14 protein-coding genes and 1 pseudogene are annotated in these 17,362 nt (G+C 45.0%); 14 read left to right on the plus strand and 1 reads right to left on the minus strand.

Annotation, left to right across the window (positions count from 1 at the left end):
- The first annotated feature begins 649 nt into the window (after positions 1–649).
- The 13 genes and pseudogenes from licT (QD47_RS06745) to yunB all read left to right on the plus strand — a co-directional run bounded on the left by licT (QD47_RS06745) (position 650) and on the right by yunB (position 15,074).
- Positions 650–1,486, plus strand: a complete 837-nt coding sequence (gene licT / locus QD47_RS06745; protein ID WP_044645404.1) for a BglG family transcription antiterminator LicT — start codon at positions 650–652, stop codon at positions 1,484–1,486.
- Positions 1,487–1,634: 148 nt separating this feature from the next.
- The gene (locus QD47_RS06750; RefSeq protein WP_044645405.1) at positions 1,635–3,530 is read left to right on the plus strand and encodes a beta-glucoside-specific PTS transporter subunit IIABC; all 1,896 of its coding nucleotides are present in this window, start codon (positions 1,635–1,637) and stop codon (positions 3,528–3,530) included.
- Positions 3,531–3,592: 62 nt separating this feature from the next.
- Positions 3,593–4,345, plus strand: a pseudogene (locus QD47_RS06755) (glycoside hydrolase family 1 protein); the annotation flags it as partial.
- A 485-nt stretch (positions 4,346–4,830) separates the two neighbouring features.
- Positions 4,831–6,270 carry a 6-phospho-beta-glucosidase gene (locus tag QD47_RS06760; protein ID WP_044645406.1) on the plus strand — a complete coding sequence of 480 codons (1,440 nt, stop codon included), beginning with the start codon at positions 4,831–4,833 and terminating at the stop codon, positions 6,268–6,270.
- Positions 6,271–6,541: 271 nt separating this feature from the next.
- Positions 6,542–7,372 carry a BglG family transcription antiterminator LicT gene (licT, locus tag QD47_RS06765; RefSeq protein ID WP_044645407.1) on the plus strand — a complete coding sequence of 277 codons (831 nt, stop codon included), beginning with the start codon at positions 6,542–6,544 and terminating at the stop codon, positions 7,370–7,372.
- Positions 7,373–7,622: 250 nt separating this feature from the next.
- Positions 7,623–9,512, plus strand: a complete 1,890-nt coding sequence (locus QD47_RS06770; RefSeq protein ID WP_044645408.1) for a beta-glucoside-specific PTS transporter subunit IIABC — start codon at positions 7,623–7,625, stop codon at positions 9,510–9,512.
- Positions 9,513–9,738: 226 nt separating this feature from the next.
- The gene (locus QD47_RS06775) at positions 9,739–10,344 is read left to right on the plus strand and encodes a bifunctional transcriptional activator/DNA repair enzyme AdaA (RefSeq protein ID WP_044645409.1); all 606 of its coding nucleotides are present in this window, start codon (positions 9,739–9,741) and stop codon (positions 10,342–10,344) included.
- A complete protein-coding gene (locus QD47_RS06780; protein WP_044645410.1) occupies positions 10,325–10,840 on the plus strand; it encodes a methylated-DNA--[protein]-cysteine S-methyltransferase in 516 nt (171 codons plus the stop codon). The genes QD47_RS06775 and QD47_RS06780 overlap by 20 nt, the downstream gene beginning before the upstream one ends.
- Before the next feature lie 2 nt (positions 10,841–10,842).
- Positions 10,843–11,661, plus strand: coding sequence for an SPL family radical SAM protein (locus QD47_RS06785; protein WP_044645411.1), 819 nt, complete (start codon positions 10,843–10,845; stop codon positions 11,659–11,661).
- A 70-nt stretch (positions 11,662–11,731) separates the two neighbouring features.
- Positions 11,732–12,349, plus strand: coding sequence for a DNA-3-methyladenine glycosylase family protein (locus QD47_RS06790; protein ID WP_044645412.1), 618 nt, complete (start codon positions 11,732–11,734; stop codon positions 12,347–12,349).
- Between the two features lie 19 nt (positions 12,350–12,368).
- Entirely contained in the window at positions 12,369–13,058 is a 690-nt protein-coding gene (locus QD47_RS06795; RefSeq protein ID WP_044645413.1) for a DNA alkylation repair protein, read from the plus strand.
- A gap of 110 nt (positions 13,059–13,168) precedes the next feature.
- Positions 13,169–14,101, plus strand: a complete 933-nt coding sequence (locus QD47_RS06800) for an aldo/keto reductase (RefSeq protein WP_044645414.1) — start codon at positions 13,169–13,171, stop codon at positions 14,099–14,101.
- A 166-nt stretch (positions 14,102–14,267) separates the two neighbouring features.
- The gene (yunB, locus tag QD47_RS06805; RefSeq protein ID WP_044645415.1) at positions 14,268–15,074 is read left to right on the plus strand and encodes a sporulation protein YunB; all 807 of its coding nucleotides are present in this window, start codon (positions 14,268–14,270) and stop codon (positions 15,072–15,074) included.
- A gap of 28 nt (positions 15,075–15,102) precedes the next feature.
- Here yunB and QD47_RS06810 read toward each other — a convergent pair whose 3' ends face one another.
- Complete coding sequence (locus QD47_RS06810) at positions 15,103–16,206, minus strand: M23 family metallopeptidase (protein ID WP_044645416.1); 1,104 nt, start codon at positions 16,204–16,206, stop codon at positions 15,103–15,105.
- Between the two features lie 249 nt (positions 16,207–16,455).
- Between QD47_RS06810 and lipA the strand changes: the two genes are divergently transcribed.
- On the plus strand, positions 16,456–17,358 hold the full coding sequence (gene lipA, locus QD47_RS06815) for a lipoyl synthase (protein WP_044645417.1): 903 nt from the start codon (positions 16,456–16,458) through the stop codon (positions 17,356–17,358).
- Positions 17,359–17,362 lie beyond the last annotated feature (4 nt).

Raw genomic sequence — 17,362 nt, forward strand, 5'->3', positions numbered from 1 at the left:
GTTACCCATCCAATAGAGCGAAGAGCCCTTAAATCTATGCCAAAAACAACTACTTCTTTGGAAATGTGGTTTAGGTGATAGAGCCTCACGAAGAAGTAGAGGTAGTACTAAAATAGTTGCATAAACACAAAGAAAAGTACAGGTAGATCTTTAAATCAACTTTTATAGATGAGAATTTGTGAAATAAAGTAACCTATCCGGATTGAAGATCATAGCCCATTATAATTAAAAGTATTTCCTGCAAATTATGATAAAGTATTACACGGTATCGTAATGACTGCTGATTATCAGCTACAACGAATTGAACTGAGAACTATTAGGGATCAATTGGAATGGATAGAAATAGAGGATATCTTAAACATTATTTGAATTGGAGAATTACAGTTTATTCACATCGTACAGCTAAACCTCGTTCAGGTGATATTTTAGCTATGCAATTCCAAAATTAAGCGACAGGTGTTCAAATCCAGATTTGAGATTATTTTTTTGTTGAAAACGTTCTCCCCATCTTATATAATGAATCTACAATTAATATTAGGGTTGTTACTGCATCGCAGGCAAAGCCTAAACCAATCCGTGCTAAATTATATTTAGTTTAGGATTAGTTTAGGCTTTTTTTGTTAGTAAAAAATATAAAGTGGGCGAACTCATGAGGATTAAAAAAGTATTTAACAATAATGTTGCACTGGTTGAAGGGCCGAATCGATCCGAGATCATTGTAATTGGAAAGGGACTAGCCTATCAGAAAAATCCAGGTGGAAATATAGATCCATCAAGAATTGAAAAGACCTTCGTGATGGAGACTAAGGAATTATCTGAGCGGCTATCTACATTACTGAGTGAGATTCCTCCAAAGCATCTAGAATTGACAGATCAAATTATCCGTTATGCAGTAAAGGATTTACACACTTCCTTTAGTAATAATATCTACCTGGCTCTTACAGATCATATTAGTTATGCAATTACGCGCTCCGCGCAGGGATTGAGTCTCAAGAATGCGCTGCTCTGGGAGATACAGAAGTTCTATCCGAAAGAATATCACACGGCAAAGCATGCTTTACACTTAATTGAAAAGGAAACCGGAATTAAACTGCCTGTAGATGAAGCTGGCTTTATCGCAATGCATTTTGTAAATGGTCAGCAGGATGGTCAGGAAATGGAACAGACCTTGATGGTTACCCAGATGGTTCAAGGAATTCTTAATATAGTAACACTTCATTATGGGATTGAGCTAGATGAGAATTCGTTAAATTATAGCCGCTTTGTGACTCACTTAAAATATTTTTCTTATCGCACCATGCGTCATGAATCGATTCCTTCTGAGGACGATGAGCTCTACGAACAAGTCGTTGCCAAGTATCCTGAAGCTTTTGCCTGCAGTGAGAAGGTAAGAGCATATTTACGGGAAGAGTATCAAGTTGAGACAACCGAGGGTGAAATGGTCTATTTCATGCTCCATATTAGGCGTGTGACCAGCAGAGATTAGCCTATTACAATAAATAGCAGGGTTGTTACCATTAGTTGGGCAAAGCCTGGATAAGTGATAAGTGTACTGTTTTTCAGTGTACTTAATCACCTATTCAGGTTTTTTTATTTCATATAAACCAGAATGAGGTCTAAAGGAGCGAGCACAAATGAAGTACGAAAGATTAGCGAAAGATATCGTGCAGAACATCGGTGGAGAGGAGAATGTTACGAACCTTGTCCATTGTGCAACCCGGTTGAGATTTAATTTAAAAGACAATCATTTACCCGATAAAGAGAAGCTGACAAGCTTAGAAGGAGTGCTGACTGTCGTAGAAAGTGGCGGTCAATTTCAAGTGGTTATCGGAAATGACGTTGCACACGTATATCAAGAGATTATGAAAACCAGCAAACTTGGGACAGGGAATTCTGCATCAGAGGATGCAGATAAACCTAAGGAGAAGATTCTGTCCACAATTTTTGCAGTGATTTCCGGAAGTCTTTCTCCTCTGTTGCCTGCAATGGCCGGAGCGGGGATACTAAAAGCTTTTTTAACCCTGTTCACAACCTTTGGCTGGGTATCTGCGGAAAGTGGAACCTACCTCATTCTGGCTGCAGCAGCTAATGCCGTCTTCTATTTCCTACCTATATTCCTGGGCGTCTCTGCAGCGATCAAATTTGGCGCCAATCCTTATGTAGGTGGAGTTATCGGTGCAGCATTAATGGAACCGAACTTTACGGGGTTATTAGCTAACGGAGATACGACCTCCTTTCTAGGCATCCCTGTAGTCTTGATGGATTATTCATCAACCGTCTTTCCGGTATTCGTAGCAATTTGGATTTTCTCTTACGTGGAGAAATATCTAAAGAAAATCATCCATAAAGAGCTTCAAACGTTCTTGGTTCCATTGTTGTCTTTAGCCATTATTGTGCCACTTACTGCGATGATCTTCGGTCCGTTTGGTGTATATATCGGAAATGCGATAGCGAATTCGATCAATTACCTTATGGGAGTAAGTGGGCTGTTAACCGGTGCTGTTATTGGCGGGTTAATCTTCTTCCTTGTTGTATTTGGCCTTCATTGGGGCATTATTCCGATCGTTCTGGCAAATCTTACGAATGGAACCGATCCAATCCTTGCGATGTGGGCAGCTTCTAACTTTGCAATGGCAGGGGTGGCACTGGCTGTTTTCCTTAAATCTAAAGAAAAGTCTTTGAAATCAATTGCCGGTTCCTCTACGTTAAGTCTGTTGTTAGCCGGTGTCTCTGAGCCGACCGTATACGGGATATTGCTGCGTTACAAGCGAACGATCCCATACGTTATTATTGCCGGAGCTGTCGGAGGGGCGATTAATGGCGGTTTCCATACGTATGCTACAGCATTTGTCTTCCAAAATATTTTTTCAATCGGTGCATTTGAACCTGTCGGGTATTATTTAATAGGGATTGCCGCCGCCATGGGGATTGGTTTGATTCTGACGATTCTTTTCGGTTACCAAGACAAACAAGCTGTTGCAGTGACTGAGCCAAGTGACGCAACTCCTACTGTAGAAGTAAAGGCTGTTCAACCGGAAGCAAGTGTCAACCTTACTGGTGTTTCGCAGATCTTGAAGAAAGAGGTACTCTTCAGCCCATTAACAGGAGATGTGAAATCCTTGACTGAAGTTCCCGATCCTGCTTTTGCAGAAGGTGCTATGGGGAAAGGGATTGCAATTATTCCGAGTGTTGGCCAAGCCGTATCTCCAGTGAACGGTACGATTGGCACAATCCTCAAGTCAGGTCATGCTGTAATTATTTTGTCTGAGAGTGGTGCGGAAATATTGATTCACATTGGAATCAACACCGTTCAATTAAAAGGGCAATATTTCACCCCTCGGGTTAAGGCAGGAGATCAGGTCCGCAAAGGGGATCTATTGATTGATTTTGATCTTGAGAAGATTAAGGAAGCCGGATATAATCCGATCACTCCAGTTATAATCTCGAATTCCGGCGATTATTTGGATGTTATTGAAACAACAAACTCATCGGTTTTGGCACAAGATAAGTTGCTGACGCTTGTTGTCTAAGCAGAACTAGTCAGAAAGGAGACTCACCTTTGCAATCCAACACATACAGTTTTCTGTAAAACTTCTTATGGGGCGGCGCTGTAGCGGCCAACCAGGTAGAAGGTGCATTTTTAGAGGATGGAAAAGGAATGTCCACAGCAGATGTATTGCCTCATGGAATTACAGGGCCGATTATGGAAATTCCCGAAGGCAAATATCCCTCTCACGAAGCTATCGATTTTTACCATCGGTATAAAGAAGATATCGCACTTTTTGCAGAAATGGGGTTCCGCTGTTTCCGGACATCAGTTGCATGGACACGTATTTTTCCTGAGGGAGATGAAGAGCTACCAAACGAAGAGGGCCTCCGTTTCTATGAGCAGTTGATCGATGAGTTGCTCAAATACAATATTGAACCTGTCATTACGATATCTCATTATGAAATGCCTTTAGGACTGGCCAAGAAATATGGGGGCTGGAGAAGCCGCAAGACCATCGAATGTTATGAACGGTATGCCAAGGTTCTATTTGAGAGATTTAAAGGGAAAGTAAAGTATTGGATGACTTTTAATGAAATTAATATTCTTGCCCATTATCCGTTCACAGGCGGTGGAATTATCGTCCGAGAAGGAGAAAACAAGAAACAGATTCAATATCAGGCTGCACACCATCAGTTCGTAGCGAGTGCTCTCGCCGTTAAGGCTTGTCATGAAGCTATTTCTGATGCCCAAATCGGATGTATATTGGATTATATTCCTGCGTATCCATTGACGAGTGCACCGGAGGATGTTTTTGCGGCTCTGCAAGGAGAACGGGAAATCCTAATGTTCGGCGACACAATAAATTCTATCATCTGATAAATTTCACTGATAAATCTATTCGTTGTCCAAAACCAATATTACTTATTATTGGGGGCAATCCCACTCGTGAATATACAGTTAACATCTATGTATTGGGGAACAATAAACAATCAGTGGAACATACTTATCTCATTGTATCATATAGAAAAGGTGTGTTTATCCTACTAGTTTTTATAAGTATCTTTGACTAATTTTATAAAAATAGCTTTCTAAGCACGTTTTAGTCTCATTCGATGTTATAACTCACATGTGGGTTATAACATCAAATGAATTTGACAGGCTTCCAAATCTTTGTTAGAGTTTCAATCAAATACGTATAACCTTTTCATGGGATGTTACCATTAGGGCATAACCTGAACCAGCTTGTTTACACTACGCGTGTATCCTGGCCAGTTTGGGTTTTTTTATTTCTCCAAACCCTTTCGGCTTTCCCTCATCACACATTTGGAAGGAGAACGTTTATGTCCAGCTTTGTTTTTCCGAAAGACTTTTTATGGGGTGGTGCTCTTGCTGCCAATCAGGCCGAGGGTGCTTATCTGGAAGACGGCAAAGGATTGAGTTTGGTGGACCTGTTGCCGACTGGCGAGAAGAGAAGAAGCATCATGCAGGGGAATGTTCCCTCGCTCACTCCGCTCGAAGGCGAATTCTATCCTTCCCACGAAGCGATTGATTTTTACCATCGCTATCGCGAGGATATTGCGCTATTTGCAGAAATGGGTTTCAAGGCGCTGCGTGTTTCCATTGCCTGGGCCCGTATTTTCCCAACGGGAGAAGATACTGCACCGAATGAAGCCGGGTTACAATTTTACGATGATCTGTTCGACGAATTGCTTAAACATGGCATCCAGCCAGTGGTTACGCTCGCTCATTTTGACGTACCAGTAAATCTGATTGATAAATACGGAAGCTGGCGAAGCCGAAAACTGGTTGCTTTGTTTGAAACATATGCCAAAACAGTATTCGCCCGTTACAAAGATAAAGTGAAATATTGGATGACGTTCAACGAAATTAACATGCTGCTCCATTTGCCGTTTATTGGTGCCGGGCTTGTATTTCAAGAAGGTGAAAACGTCAAACAAATTCAGTATCAGGCTGCACATCACCAGCTTGTTGCAAGTGCACTGGCTGTCAAAGCGTGCCACGAGATCATTCCAGATGCCAAGATTGGCTGTATGCTCGCTGCCGGCAGCTTCTACCCGTATACGTGTAATCCCGAAGATGTTTATCAAGGAATGGAAAAAGACCGCGAGTCCTACTTCTTTATCGACGTGCAGTCACGCGGTGAATATCCAGGTTATGCGAAGCGCTTCTTCAAGGATCATGGACTCTCCATCGAGATGGAACCGGACGACGTGGATATTTTGAAGCATCATACCGTTGACTATATCGGATTCAGTTATTATTCTAGCCGGACGACCAGCACAGACCCGGAAGTTGTCAAAAACATGACGAGCGGCAATGTGTTTGGCTCCGTATCCAACCCGTATCTGGACAAGTCCGATTGGGGCTGGACGATTGATCCGAAGGGGTTCCGTATCACGGCAAACCAATTGCACGACCGCTACCAAAAGCCTCTGTTTGTGGTGGAAAACGGCTTTGGTGCCAACGACGTGGTTTCTCCTGAAGGAGAAGTCAACGACGATTACCGGATCGACTATTTGAAGCGGCATATTGCGGAAATGGGCGAGGCTCTTCAGGATGGGGTTGAGATTATCGGTTATACAAGCTGGGGCCCTATTGATATTGTCAGCGCCTCCTCTGGAGAGATGAAAAAACGCTACGGCTATATTTATGTGGACCGGGACAACGAAGGCAACGGCTCGCTGAACCGGATTAAAAAGAAAAGCTTCCACTGGTACAAAAACGTAATTCATTCTGATGGCGAGAATCTGGGCGAGTAAGAATCTCATAAGAAATAGATCGGACATCCCGATTGTAAAGGGGATTTCCGGTCTATGTTTCTTGATTGAAAGCGTTGACAATCTCTCGTCTTCGGGCTATACTTGACGCAATTCCATCATTTTTAGGATTGTTACTGCATAGGCAGGCAAAACCTAAGCCACCAATAAGCGGATTTTACAGTCTTGTTTATTTGTTGAGCTTCGGTTTTTTTTGTTTGCCATAAACAGGATGGAACAGGAGTGGCTCTTGCTGGCATATGGGGGGATTTAGATGAAAATAGCAAAGGTCATCAACAACAATGTAATCAGCGTTTACCAGACGGACGGTACAGAACTCGTGGTGATGGGCCGCGGGGTTGCTTTTAAGAAAAAGCCCGGAGATAAAGTAGACGAAACCAGAATTCAGAAAGTATTTGCCCTGAAAAACAAGCAGACGTCCGACAACTTCAAAATGCTGCTGCGTGAGGTTCCACTGGAACTGATTGTGATTGTGGAAGAAATCATTAATGACGCCAAGCACAATTTAAACAAAAAGCTGAACGAAAATATTTATGTTTCCTTGACCGACCACATCAATTTCGCCGTTGAAAGATACCAGGAAGGATTGGAGATCAAAAACGCGTTATTGTGGGAAGTCAAGCAGTTGTACAAAGAAGAATTTGCGATCGGTCTGAAAACGCTGGAACAAATTAAACAAAAGCTCGATATTGAATTGCCAGTGGACGAAGCGGCTTTTATTGCGATTCACATCGTGAATGCCGAAATGAACGAGGAAGTTATCACCACAATGAGTATTACAAAATTTATGCAGCAAATTATCAATATAGCGAAATATCATTTTAAGGTCGATTTTGACGAGGACTCTCTGAGTTATTTCCGCTTTATTACGCATCTGAAATTTTTCGCCCAGCGTGTGTTTAAGGGGAATCACTACGAAAACAACTACGATCATTTGTATGACATGATCAAGGAAAAGCATAGAGACGCGGCTGATTGCACGGAGAAAATCGGAGCTTTTGTGGAAAAAGAATACAACCACGAATTGACGAACGAAGAAAAGCTGTATCTGACCGTGCATATTGAGCGGGTGGTTAACAGATAAGCTGGACTTTTCCTGCAAACAGGATAGAGAATATATGGGTAAATATTTTTATTGACAGATATGGTTGATTAATTATATTATGAAAACAACAGGAATTTAATAAGTTTTAACTGGGATTGTTACTGGTTATGCAGGCAAAACCTAAGTCATGAAAAATTGCGGGACAAAAAGCGCCCACCATTTTTCAAGGCTTAGGTTTTTTGTGTGCCTAAATACGTAAAATGCCCATTAGAACATGGAGGTGTCTAGCATGAGTTATGAAAAATTGGCTAAGGAAATCGTTCATCTGGTAGGCGGTGAAAAAAATGTGGTATCACTCGTTCACTGCGCCACCCGCTTGCGTTTTGTGCTAAAGGACGAGGCGAAAGCGGACAAAGAAAAACTGGAAAAAACCGAAGGGATTATCACGGTTAAGCAAAGCGGTGGCCAGTTTCAGGTCGTAGTCGGTAACAAAGTACCAGAAGTATACAGTGCTATCAGCAAGGTATCCAACATTTTGGACGAGTCCAAAAAAGATGAAAAACCTGCTAAAGCCAACAAAGGCTTCGGTGCCATTATAGACGTTGTTTCCAGCATTTTTGCACCGCTACTCGGAGTCATGGCGGGAGCCGGTATTCTGAAAGGCCTGCTGCTGATTGCCAGCAACGCTGGATGGCTGACACCGAAGGACACCACCTACATTATTTTGCTGGCCGCTGCTGACAGTCTGTTTTATTTTCTCCCGCTCTTGTTAGCGGTTACAACAGCCCGAAAATTTGAAGGTAACATCTTCGTCGCCCTGACCATTGCCGGAGGATTGCTTTACCCGTCCATCGTCACGTTGAAAACGGAAGGTACACCTACTGACTTTTTCGGTATTCCAATTGTCATGATGAGTTATTCGTCTACGGTTATTCCCATTATTATTGCTATCATTGTCATGAGCAAGCTAGAAAAATGGTGTAATCGGTTGATCCATGAAAGCGTCAAAAATTTTATTACGCCATTGATCCTGCTCGTGATTATGCTTCCTCTGACCTTGATCGTGTTTGGTCCATTCGGGGTCTACGTGGGCAACGGCATCGCAACTGGACTCATTGCCGCGTTCGGCTTCAGCCCGTTATTGGCTGGCGCAATCATGGGTGCTTGCTGGCAAATTCTCGTTATTTTCGGCGTCCATTGGGGTCTCGTACCTGTATTCATTAATAACATTGCTGTTAACGGAAGAGACGGAATCAAACCTTCCGCTGCGGCTTCCATCTTCGCCCAAACCGGTGCTGCGTTTGGTGTCATGCTTAAAACAAAAAATAAAAAGTTGAAGACCTTGGCGGGTTCCGCTACGCTTACCGCATTGTTCGGTATCACAGAACCAGCCGTCTATGGAGTCACGCTTCCGCTGAAACGTCCGTTTATTGCAGGTATTATCGGCGGTGCTATCGGTGGTGCAATTATCGGCCAAGCGGGAACGCAAGCATTCGCTTCCGGCGCGCCGGGACTGCTGACCTTGCCAATCTTCTACGGCCCTGGCGGACAAGGCTTCCCGGGACTGATTTTAGGAATTTCGGTATCGTTTCTGGTTTCGGCCATTCTGACTTATATTTTAGGGTTTGAAGATCCGGTTGAAGCGGAAGAATCACCCGAAAATTCGACTAAAGAACCAGCTCATACAACAGATGTTTCTAACGAAGAGGTATTTAGTCCGATTGAAGGAACCGTTGTCTCCCTCTCGGAAGTTCCCGATCCTGCATTTGCGTCGGAAGCTATGGGTAAAGGCGTCGCCATCGAACCGACATCGGGCAAAGTTGTAGCTCCTTTCGACGGGACGATTACCGTGGCGTTCAAGAAAAAACATGCGCTTGCGGTTGTTTCGCCCAAAGGCGCAGAAATTCTGATTCATGTCGGAGTAGATACGGTTAAGCTGGACGGTAAACATTTTACCTCCCATATCAAAGAAGGCGACCAGGTAAAAGCGGGGGACCTTCTGCTCGAATTTGATGTTGAGCAGATCAGGGCAGCAGGCTACCCTACGATTACGCCGATTATCGTTACGAATTCTTCCGCTTATTCAGAAATCCTTCCAACCACCAAAGGACAGGTAAGGGTGCAGGAACCGCTCTTAAAACTGTTCGGCGGTACCAATGAGAAAGAGGGCATTGCCTGAATGACATAAAAATAAGCTCTGAGGGTCCACCTTATCGGTATTTCCGGGCTTTGGTTCAGTGCATAAAAGAAGATGGGCATGTAAGATCAAAGGTGGCTCCGATGGAGTCATCTTTTTTTCGTTATCTTGCCTTTACATTCCAAGAGGGGTACATATGTTCACTGTTTGGTTTATAATTTAGACATAGATAAATGGGAGGCTACATCGCAAATGAGAGGTGAATGTAATGAAGAAATCCGAGTTGCCCATCACTGACGAGAAGTGGAGAGCTATTGTGGAGAACGACAAGTCTTATGATGGTGAATTTTTTTATGCTGTGAAGACAACAGGAATATGTTGTCGCCCCTCCTGCAAATCCCGTCCTCCCAAAAGAGAAAACATCCGCTTATTCAAAACAGCAGAACAGGCTTTAGCGGAGCATTTTCGACCATGCAAAAGGTGTAAACCGACGGGGGAACGCTTGCCTGATCATGAATGGATTGCACTGGTTACAGAGTATGTGGATGCTAACTATAAGGAAAATTTAACGCTGCATCTGCTTGCAGAGATGAGTCATGGGAGCCCGTACCATTTACATCGTACCTTCAAGCGGGTCATGGATATAACCCCGATGGAATATATACAGCAAACCAGATTGGAGCATGCCAAGCAACAGCTAATGGACTCGGATAAGTCCGTTGCGGAAGTAGGGGAGAGCGTAGGTCTGTCCAATACCCCTTACTTTATTACGTTATTTAAAAAGAATACAGGCTACACCCCTTTGCAATATCGCCACCTTAAATCAGAACAATTACAAAATGGAGGTATACATCATGTTAACCCAAACCCCTAAAACAATCTATTGGTCATTGTTAACCCACGAGGATTGGAATTTATATATTGCAGCTACACCGGATGGATTATGTTACGTAGGTTCACCCGAGAAACCTATAGAGGAATTGGCTTCGTGCGCAGGGAGTCGATTTTCCGGCAGTCCATTAGTTGAAGATGATAAGGTTTTACAGCCCTATGCCACAGAGCTTATTGAATACTTTCAAGGGAAACGCACAAGTTTTACCGTTCCTTTTGACTTTCGGGGGACTGCGTTTCAAATGGCAGTCTGGAACGCGCTGTGTGACATTCCGTATGGAGAGACACAATCCTATTCAGACATTGCCAACGCTATTCAAAAGCCTGCCTCTGTTCGTGCGGTGGGAGCTGCCATCGGTGCTAATCCGATTCTGGTCACCGTCCCATGCCATCGGGTCATCGGCAAAAATGGCGCTTTAACCGGATATCGCGGTGGTTTGGATATGAAAGTAAAGCTTTTGCAGCTCGAAAGAGGTTAATAATGGAAGCACATCATATATACAAATCCCCCAAGACCCTTCTGAATAAAGGAACAGGTTTCTTGTCGGGGTATACGCACTCGCTAAATCCGTATACAGGCTGCACATTTGGTTGCTCGTATTGCTATGTACGCCAAATGCCGGTTTCGACGTTTCGCGGCGAGGAATGGGGCACATGGGTTGATATTAAAAAGCAGGCGGCAGATCTTCTTCGCAAGGAGCTTCGGCGGGCCAAATCCAGGGGCAAAGTCACTATTTTTATGTCTTCCAGCACAGATCCTTATCAACCTGCCGAGTACAAGGAAGAAGTGACCCGTTCACTGCTGGAGGTGATGGTGGAAGATGCGCCGGATTTCCTGTTTCTACAGACTCGCAGTCCGCTTGTAAGGCGGGATATCGACTTGTTACTCCGATTAGAGGATCGCGTACGGGTGAGCATGACGGTAGAAACAGACCGCGAAGATATTCGCAAACATTTTACGCCGGATGCGCCCCCCATTCAGGCCCGTTTCAAGACGCTGCAACTGTTAAAAGAGGCAGGAGTACCGACGCAAGCCACCATCGCTCCGATGCTTCCAAGCAGCGAGCAATTTGCGGACAAGCTTTTGCCACTGGTCAACCGTGTCTGTATTGATGATTATTTTATGGGAGACGGCAGTGGAGGAAGGCGTACACGAAGCTTAAATATCGGTGCGCTGTATGAGCCGCTAGGGCTGGAGGATTGGTATCATCCGGCTGCCTACAAGGCGGTCTACGAACAATTTCGTAACATTTTTCCAGAAGAACAGCTTTATGTGAGTCGTGAAGGATTTGAGCCCTGATTTTGGAATAGACCTCATTCAAATGGAATGTGGGTGGACAGCATAAGGGTTGTAGAGGGGGAAGCTGAGTGTGCAAACTGTGATCACGAAAAATTTTGACTATGGGGAGAAGGAAATCAATTATCTGAAAAATGTGGATACCGTACTCGGCACAGCGATGACGCAAATGGGCAAGGTCGAACGAGTGATTATTCCCGATCTGTTCGCTGCGCTTGTTCATGCGATTGTGGGACAGCTTATTTCTGCCAAGGCGGTTCAAACCATATGGGCAAGAATGCAGGAGAAGCTGGGTGCGATGAATTCGGAAAATATAGCGACCCAGTCGGTTGAAGCTATTCAGAGCTGTGGTATCACGATGAAAAAGGCGGCTTGTATCCTGAATATAGCCCAAACGATAGAGCAGGGCTTGTTGGATTTGCAGGAATTATATGAACTCTCCGATACACAAGTGATTCAAAAACTGTCCTCGCTGCATGGGATAGGCCCGTGGACGGCTGAAATGATGCTGATTAATTCCATGGAACGTCCGGATGTCGTCAGTTGGGGCGATATAGCTATTCGGCGGGGGATGATGAAGCTGTACAATCTGGATTCACTTACCAGGAAGCAATTCGAAGAGTACCGTCGAGTCTATTCGCCTTATGGTTCGGTGGCCTCTATTTATTTATGGAGTATTTCATTTCGTTAAGGATCAGGGAGTGGGAACGGTGAAAACAACAATCAGAGAACAAATACTATCATATGTCGATTCAGATTTTCAAAAATTTACGGCGGCATTGATTCCGAATATTGATAATGTGCTGGGCGTACGTCTGCCGATACTGCGTAAGCTGGCTCAGGATATTGCCAAGGGCGATTGGCGTCTCTACCTTGAAACCGCTGAAAGTGAACATTTCGAAGAAGTAATGCTGCAAGGTATGGTGATTGGCTATGTGAAAGCGGATATAGAGGAAGTTTTGGGCTACGTCACCAGGCTTATTCCTAAAATTGATAATTGGTCAGTGTGTGATAGCTTCTGCGCCGGATTAAAATGTACGAAAAATCATAAGGAACGGGTATGGGACTTTATCCAGCCGTATCTGTTATCCAGAAAAGAATATGAAATTCGGTTTGGAGTGGTCATGCTTCTGAATTTTTATATTGAGGAAGAGTATATCATCCGGGTACTGCAATGGATGGATCAAACCCACCGTGAGGATTATTATGTACAAATGGCGGTCGCATGGGCAATATCTATCTGTTATATCAAGCTGCCTGAGATTACGATGAATTACTTGAAAAATAATACACTGGATGATTTTACGTTCAACAAAGCTCTGCAAAAGATCACGGAATCATACCGGGTGGATCAGGAAACGAAAACAACCATTCGCAGTATGAAGCGAAAAAGAAAATAGTATCAGTTTATTTCTTATTATTCCTATTTGATTTTAAGTATATTAGCTTTGCTTTTTTTGGAATCCAATATTAAAATGGAAGTAACTTAAAAAAAAGGAGATGACGTGAATTGGCAGAGCAAGTGCGTATTGGCAAAACAGATCTATATGTAAAGCAAATCGGTTTGGGTGCAAATAAGGTGGGAGGACATAATCTTTTTTCTGGTTTGAACGATGAAACGGGCAAAGAAGTCGTTCGCACCGCTTTGGACAACGGCATCAATTTTCTGGATACGGCTTTTATTTATGGACCTGAGCACTCAGAGCGGTTGATCGGTGAGGTGCTGAAAGAACGTGGTAAACGTGAGGAAGCTGTCATTGCGACCAAGGGGGCACACAAATTTGTGAACGGAGAGGTTGTTGTTGACAACTCGCCTGCTTTTTTACGTGAATCTGTCGAATCCAGTCTGAAAAGATTGCAGACCGATTATATTGATCTGTTCTATATCCATTTCCCGGATGAAGCTACGCCGAAGGCAGAGGCTGTCGGAGAATTGAAGAAGCTCAAGGACGAAGGCAAAATCAAGGCCATAGGCGTATCTAACTTTTCCATTGAACAACTTAAGGATGCGAATAGTGACGGCTATGTAGATGTGCTTCAATCCGAATATAATTTGCTCCAACGGGAAGCGGAAAAGGAACTGCTGCCTTACACCAAGGCCAATGGCATTTCGTTTGTTCCTTATTTCCCGCTGGCTTCCGGATTGCTGGGCGGTAAGTATACGAAAGACACAACCTTCACAGACAACAGAGCGAAAAGTCCATTATTTCAGGGAGAAGCATTTGCTCGTAATTTGGACAAAGTGGAGCAGGTACGGCAAATTGCCAATGCGTTGAATGCAGAGGTGGCTCATGTTGTGCTCGCATGGTATTTGACCCGCGATTCGATTGATGCCCTCATTCCAGGGGCGAAGGGGCCGGAGCAGGTGCTGGCGAATCTGAAAACGCTGGATGTTCAACTGAGCCAGGCGGATATTGAAAAGATTGACCGTATTTTTAAATAATTTTTTCAAATAATACTTGAGGATTTTGCAAAATCCTGACTTAAGAGTCACATCGGGGATTATATATTTTTAGCACACCAAAAGGAGCTGCCGGACGGGCGGCTTCTTTTTCGTGTATCCCTCGCATATCCTTGTAGGGTAAGCTCATCGCTGCGGGGGGATCGGGATGAAGAGAAGACCGCATTGGCATAGCCGACCCAACAGAAGAAGACAAGGCAGGCGCAGAGTATGGCTCATTGTGGGGCTGATACTGCTGGTAGGAATCGTACAGATTGCCTCTTATGTGGAGCAGCATTTGAAGCCGCCTATGATGCATTTGGCAAAAGTGCGGGTCAAGCAAATGGCGACGGAGGCCATTAATTCAGCGATTACTGCGCAGGTAGAGCAGGGCGAGACCGCTGATAAACTGATTGAATGGAGAACAGATGCGCAAGGGAAAACCTCCGGCTTTGTTCTGAATTATGCGGAGCATATGAGAATTACTTCGGATACGCTCAAGGCAGTCAAGGCAACGATGGACAGCATGAGCCATTTTGATGAGAGCGTTCCGATCGGTCAGGCATTGGGTAGTCCGCTGTTGGCAGCCTATGGCCCGAAGGTTCCACTCAAGGTAGAGCCGCATGGAGCGATCAAGGTAGATTTAAATACACGCCAGCAGGATGCGGGCATCAACATGATTTTGGTGGAAGTGTATATTCGGATTACGACGGAGGTGTCCGTCGTGATTCCTTTTGAAATGCAGCCTCAGATTGTGGAGACGGAAATTCCGGTGTCTTATTTGCTCGTGGTGGGCAATGTCCCGATGTATTACTATGATAATCAGGGTAAGCCCGTTGGTAAAAATGGAGCTGTCGCCCCCAATTTGGCGCTTCCACCCCATTCGATAGAGACAGGCGGCGTTGCGGATTCCGGCATAGAGAGTGTTCCACAGATGCAGCAAGACGAACCCACCACTTCATCTCCAACGCCATAAGCGAAGGCAAGTGGAATGTGAAGGGACCTTATGAGGAGGTCCCTTTTGTTTTGCCAGCTTTCAGCGCTTTGTGCTCCGTTTGCTCCCATTGTCTTAATAACGGATACGGGTCAAAGGACCAGTCCATCCAACCGTTGTCCCGGTATATGCCGTAGTGCAGATGTGGCGGGAATTTACCCTCGGTACCGGGCTTGCCGTAACCCGAGCTTCCGACCCAGCCGACAATCTGACCTGGCTTGACAATGTCCCCGTTGTGAACAGTTTTGTCAAAGCCAGAGAGGTGTGCATAGTAGTGATAGCGGTTGCTGAGATCCCGAATCCCGATTCGCCATCCACCGAACGGATTCCAGCCTTTCATTTCCACTACGCCGTAGCAGGTACTGCGAACCGGAACGCCATAGCCAGCGAATAGGTCTGTTCCTTCATGAATGCGGTAACCGCCCCAGCTCCGACGACTGCCCCAAGTGCTGCGATAGCTATAAATGCTGCTCAAGGGAAGCGGGAAGGCTTGTTTGCCAAGCTCCAGCTTTCCATATGTTCGATACAGTTTGGCAAACTGCTGTACCCTTTGAACGGCGCGGCTGTTGTGGTAATATTCCCATACCGCAATGGAAAACTCATCCTCTGTGCTTCCATATTTACCGAGATAAGAGGCGATGCTGAACAGCAAGTCCCTGTCATCATCACGGTCAGCAATTCCGTCACCCGAACCGTCCTGTCCCAACCCGGAAAAAAAAGAAATGGAACGTGGATGCCGATCCTCCGGATCAGGGTTCATCAGACCGGACCAGACGGGACCGGTGACAAATATACCTGTGACTCGCTCTGCATGCTTGCGATCCTTGGGATGCGCAATCGTAAGCGTACGTTCATACTGGTCGATAGCGGCTAGCCTGTACCAGGGAATCCCTGTCAAGGCTTCGACGGAACGATATAGAGCAAGCCTGGACGTATACAATGATGACTGGGAATTTGGAGTAGCGACATGTGCTTGCTGAATGCTTTGGGATGATGTTTGTAAAGGTTTGGCCAAGGCCTGAGCAGGAAGCGGACAGGCCATTGTCAAAGTAGTAGCGCATAATAGCAGCGGCAACAGGCGAACAGCGCGGGCTATACGTTTAGGGTAAGGCACGTGAACCGACCTCCTCATAAGGGAGCTTGACAGCCCCCGTAGATTACAGGCCCGCATCCAACGGCAGCGGTACGGGCGCTTTGGTTTAGATTGAGCCATATCCGTCGCTTTTATCCATATAAGGAGTTTACTTTTCCGGCATCAAAGTCATATCAAAAAGGGAACAATGAATGGAGGTTTTTCCATGGCTTTCATGTTATAATGTATGGCAATGACAGCCCAAGCTTATCAGAAAGAAGGTCTATGCCATTGTCTAGAAAAGTGAAGGAAGCCAAGCCCGACTGGATTCGTATTAAACTCACGACAGGCGATAACTATCAGGAAATCAAGAGCATGATGCGTTCCAAGACATTACATACCGTATGTGAGGAGGCGCGATGCCCTAATATATATGAATGCTGGGCCAACAGGACAGCTACATTTATGATTTTGGGTGATATTTGTACGCGTGCGTGCCGTTTTTGCGCAGTGAATACGGGAATGCCTACGGAACTGGACTTACAGGAGCCTGAACGCGTCGCGGAAGCGGCTGAAAACATGAACTTGAAACACTGTGTCGTAACCAGTGTGGCCCGCGATGATTTGAAGGATGGGGGAGCCACTATATTTGCAGAAACGGTGCGGGCGATTCGTCGTCGTTTGCCTTTTTGCAGCGTAGAAGTGTTGATTCCCGATTTTATGGGCGATATCGAATCGCTGCGAATTGTCATGGATGCCAAGCCAGATATTTTGAATCATAATATTGAAACGGTGGAGCGGATGTCCGATAAAGTTCGGGCCAAGGCCAAATACCGTCGCTCCCTGGAGCTTCTTCAACGTGCAAAGCAATTAAATCCGTCCATCCCTACCAAATCCAGTATCATGCTGGGTGTCGGAGAAGAGTTTGACGAGATCTTACAAACCATGGATGATCTGCGTAAAGTCGATTGCGATATTATGACAATTGGACAATATTTGCAGCCATCCGAGAAACATTTGTATGTGCAAAAATATTACCCACCGGAAGATTTTGCGAAGTTAAAGGAAGAGGGATTACAACGGGGGTTCAGCCACGTCGAATCTGGTCCGTTGGTCCGCAGCTCCTACCAAGCGCATGAGCAGGTGAAGTCTGCCGCTCAGCATAAGGAAGAAGGCGCCCTTTCGCAGGCTTGATCCG

Source organism: Paenibacillus terrae (assembly GCF_000943545.1).
Lineage (GTDB): Bacteria > Bacillota > Bacilli > Paenibacillales > Paenibacillaceae > Paenibacillus > Paenibacillus terrae_A.

Excerpts from the sequence above, each read along its gene's own strand:
- QD47_RS06760 (WP_044645406.1), top strand. The coding sequence starts at position 4,831 with ATGTCCAGCTTTGTTTTTCCGAAAGACTTTTTATGGGGTGGTGCTCTT.
- QD47_RS06785 (WP_044645411.1), top strand. The coding sequence starts at position 10,843 with ATGGAAGCACATCATATATACAAATCCCCCAAGACCCTTCTGAATAAA.
- licT (WP_044645407.1), top strand. The coding sequence starts at position 6,542 with ATGAAAATAGCAAAGGTCATCAACAACAATGTAATCAGCGTTTACCAG.
- QD47_RS06775 (WP_044645409.1), top strand. The coding sequence starts at position 9,739 with ATGAAGAAATCCGAGTTGCCCATCACTGACGAGAAGTGGAGAGCTATT.
- QD47_RS06770 (WP_044645408.1), top strand. The coding sequence starts at position 7,623 with ATGAGTTATGAAAAATTGGCTAAGGAAATCGTTCATCTGGTAGGCGGT.
- QD47_RS06750 (WP_044645405.1), top strand. The coding sequence starts at position 1,635 with ATGAAGTACGAAAGATTAGCGAAAGATATCGTGCAGAACATCGGTGGA.
- yunB (WP_044645415.1), top strand. The coding sequence starts at position 14,268 with ATGAAGAGAAGACCGCATTGGCATAGCCGACCCAACAGAAGAAGACAA.
- licT (WP_044645404.1), top strand. The coding sequence starts at position 650 with ATGAGGATTAAAAAAGTATTTAACAATAATGTTGCACTGGTTGAAGGG.
- QD47_RS06780 (WP_044645410.1), top strand. The coding sequence starts at position 10,325 with ATGTTAACCCAAACCCCTAAAACAATCTATTGGTCATTGTTAACCCAC.